A 6,794-nucleotide genomic window follows, 5' to 3' on the forward strand; every position below is an offset into this window, starting at 1 on the left:
GTCAAGGAAAAAATTGCCACGGTGCCCTCCGACTCCCAAGCCAGCCTGTTTTTTGGAAAGGCGAAATCCCCGACGCGGATATTGACAACATTTTGCCCTCGGGGAGAATGGCCCTCACATGGAAAAAGCTGAATTCGTAAAGGATACACGCACCCCGGTGAAATTCATCAAGGGGGTGGGCGAGGTCCGCTCGCGCCAACTGGCCAAACTGGGCATCAATACAGTCTTGGACCTGATGGAGCATTTCCCCCGGGCTTATATCGCCCGCAAGCTGAATCCCTCTCTGCGGGAGCTCAAGCCCGGCGACAACATTGCTCTTACGGCGATGATAAGTTGGGTGGACGAACGCAGGACCCGCAAGGGAAAAAACCTGCTCGAAGTGGGCATCAGCGACGGCCGCGCCGCCATCGTCTGTTCCTGGTTCAGCTATCCCAAAAGTTTTCCGGGGCTGTTCAAGCCGGGCGCCATGCTCTGGGTTGCCGGAAACTTAACCGAATATAATGGCCAATTGCAGCTAATGCATCCTGAAGTTGAATTCGTGGACGACAGCGAAGAGCTGGATTTCTGGAAGAAGCGCGAGTTTCTGCCGGTTTACAGGCTCAGCGGCGACCTTACCCAGAAGTTCCTGCGCCGGATAGTTTACAGCGCTTTCGAGCTTTTCACTTCCCAGATCGAGGAAAACCTTCCGGAAGAGCTGATCGCCAAACGCGGTTTCCTGCCCCGCAAGGTCGCGCTTCAGAAGATGCATTTCTCCCTGCACCCGGAGGAACTGGACAAGGTGCGCAAACGCTTTGTCTATGAGGAATTCTTCTATTCCCAGTTGCTCTGGGCGCGCCACAAGCGCTTTCACGCCCAAGATGTTAAGGGCATCCGCTTCGAAAACAGGCGGGAGCTTACTTCCAGGCTCTACCGCGAACTGCCGTTCAAGCTCACCCAGGCCCAGAAACGCGTGATAAACGAAATCTTTGGAGATATGTGTTCCGACAGGCAGATGTCGAGGCTGCTGCAGGGCGACGTGGGTTCCGGAAAAACGATCGTGACCCTCTTCGCGATGCTGCTGGCGGTGGAAAACGGTTTACAGGCCGCTCTGATGGCGCCCACAGAGATTCTGGCGGACCAGCATTATGGCAACATCACCCGTCTGCTGAAAGATTTTCCCCTGAATGTGGTGCTGCTCAAGGGCGGTTCCTACAAAGGCAAAGCCCAAACCAAAAACGCGATTTCCACAGGTGAAGCCAACCTCATTATAGGCACCCACGCCCTCTTGCAGAGTGATATTTCCTTCGAGAAACTGGGCTTTGTGGCTGTGGACGAACAGCACCGCTTCGGTGTGCAGCAGCGTGCCACCCTGGCCAGGAAAGACAAGCATCCGGACCTGCTCTACCTCAGCGCCACACCAATCCCCAGATCCCTCTCCCTCACCGTGTATGGCGATCTTGAAGTGAGCATCATCAACGAACTGCCACCTGACAGGATTCCCGTGAAAACCCTGGTCCGCTCTAACCAAAAGATAGACCTCGTTTACCGCGAAGTGGCAAAGGAACTGGCCGCCGGCAGCCAGGTCTATGTTGTCTGCCCCCTCATCGAGGAATCCGACAAAATGGACCTCCTCGACGCCCAGAGGATGCACAATCACCTTTCCACCAATATCTTCCCCCAATATAGCTGTGTGCTGCTGCACGGCAAAATGCCCTCCAGGGAGAAGGACACCATCATGCTGCGCTTCAAAGCCGGCGAGATCCGGATTCTGGTTTCCACCACGGTCATCGAGGTGGGGCTGGACATACCCAACGCCTCTGTGATGATCGTGGAACACGCTGAACGCTTCGGCCTGGCCCAGCTTCACCAGTTGCGTGGCCGGGTGGGGCGCGGAGGACAGCAGGCCTGGTGTTACCTGATCGAGCATTTTCCCCTCAGCAGCGTAGCGCGCGAGCGCCTGGACACCATGGCCAAAACCACTGATGGCTTCCTCATCGCGGAGAAGGACCTGCATCTGCGCGGACCCGGAGAGTTCTTCGGAACCGAGCAAAGCGGCCTGCCCCAGTTCACTTTCGCAAATTTGATGGCGGACCAGCTGGTGCTCAAGGAAGCCCGCGAGGACGCTTTTTCCATCATCGCGGAAGACCCGTTCCTAGAGCAGAAAAAAAACGCCCTGATCAAAAAATTCTATACTCTCCAATTTGCTGATAAAGAAATGCTTATCCTCTACTGATGTCCACTCATCCGGATTATTGTATTGACTAAATAACCCCCCTTGGATTTTAAGGAAAAAAACAAAAACTGACCCGAGGTGCCAATGAAAAAGCTGATCCTCCTGACTTTGCTGACCATCGCCGTTAGCGCGATGTTCGCGGTAAAATTCGACCCAGATTACTTTTATTCCCGGTCTGTGATCGTCTGCTTCACAAAAGACGCGGTGGGCAACGACACCGGCAAGATAGACTGGTCTCTGCAAAATGGCCGTGCTCGTACAGGGCTGAGTTCCTTCGACGAACTGGCCGCAGAGTACGGAATTGTGGAATTGCAGCAGATGCATCCCTATGTGAAAGTTCCCACTTGGAACGACAACGGAATCTACCTGCAAAACACCTATCGCCTGATCCTGGAATCGGATGACCGCATCGACGCTGCCGTGGACGCCCTGTCCAAGGACAAAAACCTCATCTACGCCGAGCTGGAAGGCATCGCGCGCACCAAGTTTGTGCCCAACGACCCTATGGTAACCCAGCAATACGTCCACACCCGCATTCAGAGTTTCGATGCCTGGGATTACATCCAGGGCTCTTTCGACGTAAAGGTCGCCATCACCGATTCTGGCGTTAAATGGAACCATCCGGACCTCCGGGGCAACATCTGGGTAAATCCGGCCGAATCTCCTGGCATGACCATTAACTGGGATGCCGGCACCATCTCCGGAGGCGATGGGGCCGACGCGGGCGAAGGCGGAAACAAGATCGACGATCTGATAGGCTGGGACTTTTTCAATAATGACAACAACCCCATGCAGACCTATATTTCCAACGACCACGGCACCCACGTGGCCGGTTGCGCCGGGGCTGTGGGCAACAACTCCATCGGCCTGGTGGGCACATCGCCAATCGTTTCAATCATTTCCTGCAAAGGCGCTTCCAACACCTCTCCCTCACAGGGAATCTCCTATGCCTATGACCAGATCAAATACTCCGCCGAAGTTGGCGCCCACATCATCAACGCCAGTTGGGGCAGCCCGGGCAACGGAGCTTATCCGAATTCCATAGTTAATTACGCCACCGCCCTCGGCGCCCTGGTGGTTACCGCCGCCGGAAACGACAATACGGAGCACAACTCCTCTTACCAGGATTACCCCGCCGACTGCACCAACGCCCTCTGCGTGGCTTCCACCGGCCAGAACGACATTAAATCGAACTTTTCCGACTTCGGCGCCCCCATCGACATCTGCGCCCCCGGCGAAGGCATCCTTTCCACCATCATTGCCGGAAACGGCTACGATGCCTATGACGGCACATCAATGGCTTCGCCTGTCGCGGCCGGTGTTTGCGCGCTGGTGAAAGCCCTGCATCCGGAACTCACTCCCGCGCAGCTTATGCAGCGCGTGATGATGACCTCAGATTACATTTACGAAGCCAACCCGGACTATGTTGGCAAGCTTGGTGCGGGACGCATCAACGCTTTCACCGCCACCATGTTCGACAAAATTCCCAACATCACCGTCGATGACACCACTGTGGAGGAATTCGAAGGGGACGGGGACGGAGTTCCCAACCCCGGTGAAACCATAAAGCTGAAAGTTTCCCTGAACAACTATCTGGATCCTTTCACCGGACTGGCCTGGATGACTGCCACCGGCCTCAACGCCACCCTCATCACCTCCTATCCCGGCATCACAATCATAGACGACACCGCCAGCTACGGAAACCTGACCCCCGGCAGCACGATGTGGAACAACAGCCAGCCCTTCAAATTCCAGACCGTCGCCGGCCTGCCCTCGGAACCCATCCCCTTTGAGCTGGTGGTTACCGCCAATCCTACAGCGCCTTTCCCCTATACCAAAACCATTCCTTTCCAGGTGGACCTTTCCCTCGTCCAATCCGGCTGGCCGGTTGCTTTGGGTGGAGCTTCAAACTCCAGCGCCATCCTTTACAACCTCGATTCCAATCCTGACAGAGAGGTCATTTTCGGCGATCCCTCCGGGAAAATCCATGCCGTCAAGGCAGACGGAAGCTCTGTTGCCGGATTCCCCATAAATGTAGGCAGCGCCGTAATCGGCTCCATTGCCATGGGTGACGTTGACAACAACGGCGTAAAAGACTTTGCCGCCGGCTTCCAAAACAACAACATCATGCTGTTCGGCCCCACTGGAAACACCATCTGGACCGTCCCCGCTGGCGGAACCCTGCGCAATGGGCCCGTGATGGCCGACCTGGCTAACAATGGCCAAAGCAAGGTGATAGCGGTGACTCAGACCGGCAGCCTGGTGGTGCTCAACGCCGACGGCAGCCCCTATCCCAATTTCCCCGTCAGCCTTGGCGGTGCCTGCCTGGGCACACCGGCCGTGGCCGACCTCAACGGTGACGGCATCCACGAAATCCTCGTGGCCACCCTGAACGGCACTCTCCATGCCATCAACAGCGCCACCGGACAGAACATCGCCGGTTTCCCCGTGACCATGCCAAGCGGTTCACAAAATCCCATCACCATCGCCAACCTCGATTCTGACAACCACCCCGAAATCATTGTTACCACCAGCACTTCGGGCCACATTCTGGCTTACAACCATGATGGGACGGTTCACTTCCAGAAAAGCGTGGGAGGCCAGATCAAGACCGGAGCCGTGGTTGCAGACGTGAACAACGACGGCAACAAAGAAATCATCGTGATCGGCGCCGCTGGCGTGGTGAACGTGCTCACCACCGCCGGAGCTGACTTGCCCGGAACCCCCATCAACGTTGGCCAGGCTGTGGAATGCACGCCCACGGTTGCTTATTTTGACGGTGACAACATGGCCGGCATCATCTTCGGCGACACCAACGGCTACGTGCACAGCGTGAGGATCGACGGAACCGAATCTCCAAACTTCCCCCTCCGCATCAACGGCAACGTGAAGACCTCCGCCGCCCTTGGCGACATCGATCTGGACGGAGACCTGGACATCGTGATCCCGAACGACGCCTCCTTCTATGTGATAGACGTAAAGCGCCCCGCCCAAAGCATCCCCTGGCACTGCTATCTGGGAACATACAACCGCGCCGGGAACAGCTACCAAACCACTCCAGTGGCGGACAACTCCATTCCCGAACTCAATACCAGGCTCCACGGCAATTTCCCCAATCCCTTCAACCCCAGCACCGTGATCTGTTTCGAACTGGCCGAGTCCGGCCCCGTGACCCTGGAAATCTACAACCAGAAAGGCCAGTTGGTTTCCACCCTCGTGGATGCCAACCTTCCTGCCGGGAACCATTCCGCGGCCTGGAACGGCACTGACGCCTCCGGCGACGCCGTGAGCAGCGGAGTCTATTTCTACCGCATGCGCTCCGGCGCTTTCAGCTCCACTCGTAAAATGGTGTTGATGAAATAATCCCGATTCAAACATGATCTGAAACACCGGAGACCGGACCAGGTTTCCGGTGTTTCCTCAATAAACACCCCGCGAGGAAACATGCCCACCAAACAATACGGATCAAATAAATTTCAAGACCTTTCCTGGATTGCCGCCCACTGGGGCTATTATCTGCGCCTGAACGGCCATGTGCTGAAGCAGGGTGTGCCCCTGCGCGAGCTGATCGGACTCAAATACCCGCTCCGCCTGTCCGATCCGCCCAAACCGCCCCTGCTCTCGGTGGATTTCACCGACGCCTGCGACCTTGCCTGCGTGTACTGCAACAATCCGCTTTTCCCCCACCCCCGCACCATGATGAGCGACGAGGTGTTCGGCTGCCTTCTGGAAAATCTCCGCGCCGCCAAGATCAACCGTGTGCGCATCGGTGGCGGCGAACCCATGCTGCATCCCAAATGCGCGGAAATGCTCACCAAGCTGGCCCCCCTCACCAAATACCTCTCCGTTATCACCAACGGCCAGTGGCAGGACCCCCACCACATAGACGAAATCCTGCTTTCCGGGGTGAACCTGATCGAAATATCCATCGACGCGGGCGGTGCCAGGATCTATGAAGCTTCCCGCAAAAACGCCAGCTACCTGCGCCTCATCCGCAACCTGCGCCACATGCGGGCCCTGAGGGACAGACTGAAGAGCAAAACCCTCATCAAAGCCCGCCTGATGCTGAGGCCCTCAACCCGGCACCTGGAAAGCTCTGAAACCCTCTTCTGGAGACGCTACGCGGATACCGTGCTGCCCCAGCTTCTGCTCAAGCACCCGGATTCCAATTACGACACCGACGTCTTCTATTCCCCGGTTTACGACCAGAATACGGCTCCGGTTTGCACCCTTCCCTTCAAGGACCTTGAAGTGAGGCCAGACGGACGCGTTCCCATCTGCCCCGCCAAAGGCTGCGCCATCGATCCCACCAAACAGCAATTCCTCGGCCACATCTGCCAGGATTCCCTGCTGGACATCTGGAACGGCCCGGAGTTCAAAGCCATGCGCCAGGCCCACCGCGACAGACGTGGAGACATCCTGGAAGGCTGCAAAGGCTGCAACTATAGCTAAACAGCATTTACCAGACCAGCCCGCTTCCCTGACAGGCTGGCGTAGAGCGAGGAACGAGCATCGATAACAGCAATGAATGATTATTCCAATATTTCCTGCCGTCCATGCTCACTGTGTTCGCTGGACGCCA

General features: G+C 56.7%; 3 protein-coding genes. All 3 read left to right on the forward strand.

Annotation, left to right across the window (positions count from 1 at the left end; translation table 11 throughout):
- Window positions 1-118 precede the first annotated feature (118 nt).
- The 3 genes from recG to GX466_04375 all read left to right on the forward strand — a co-directional run bounded on the left by recG (window position 119) and on the right by GX466_04375 (window position 6,664).
- A complete protein-coding gene (gene recG / locus GX466_04365) occupies window positions 119-2,212 on the forward strand; it encodes an ATP-dependent DNA helicase RecG (GenBank protein NLH93436.1) in 2,094 nt (697 codons plus the stop codon).
- Between the two features lie 84 nt (window positions 2,213-2,296).
- Complete coding sequence (locus GX466_04370; protein NLH93437.1) at window positions 2,297-5,575, forward strand: S8 family serine peptidase; 3,279 nt, start codon at window positions 2,297-2,299, stop codon at window positions 5,573-5,575.
- Window positions 5,576-5,656: 81 nt separating this feature from the next.
- Window positions 5,657-6,664: a radical SAM protein gene (locus GX466_04375; GenBank protein NLH93438.1), complete on the forward strand. Its 1,008-nt coding sequence runs from the start codon at window positions 5,657-5,659 to the stop codon at window positions 6,662-6,664.
- Window positions 6,665-6,794: the final 130 nt, after the last annotated feature.

Source organism: Candidatus Cloacimonadota bacterium (assembly GCA_012516855.1).
Classification (GTDB): domain Bacteria; phylum Cloacimonadota; class Cloacimonadia; order Cloacimonadales; family Cloacimonadaceae; genus Syntrophosphaera.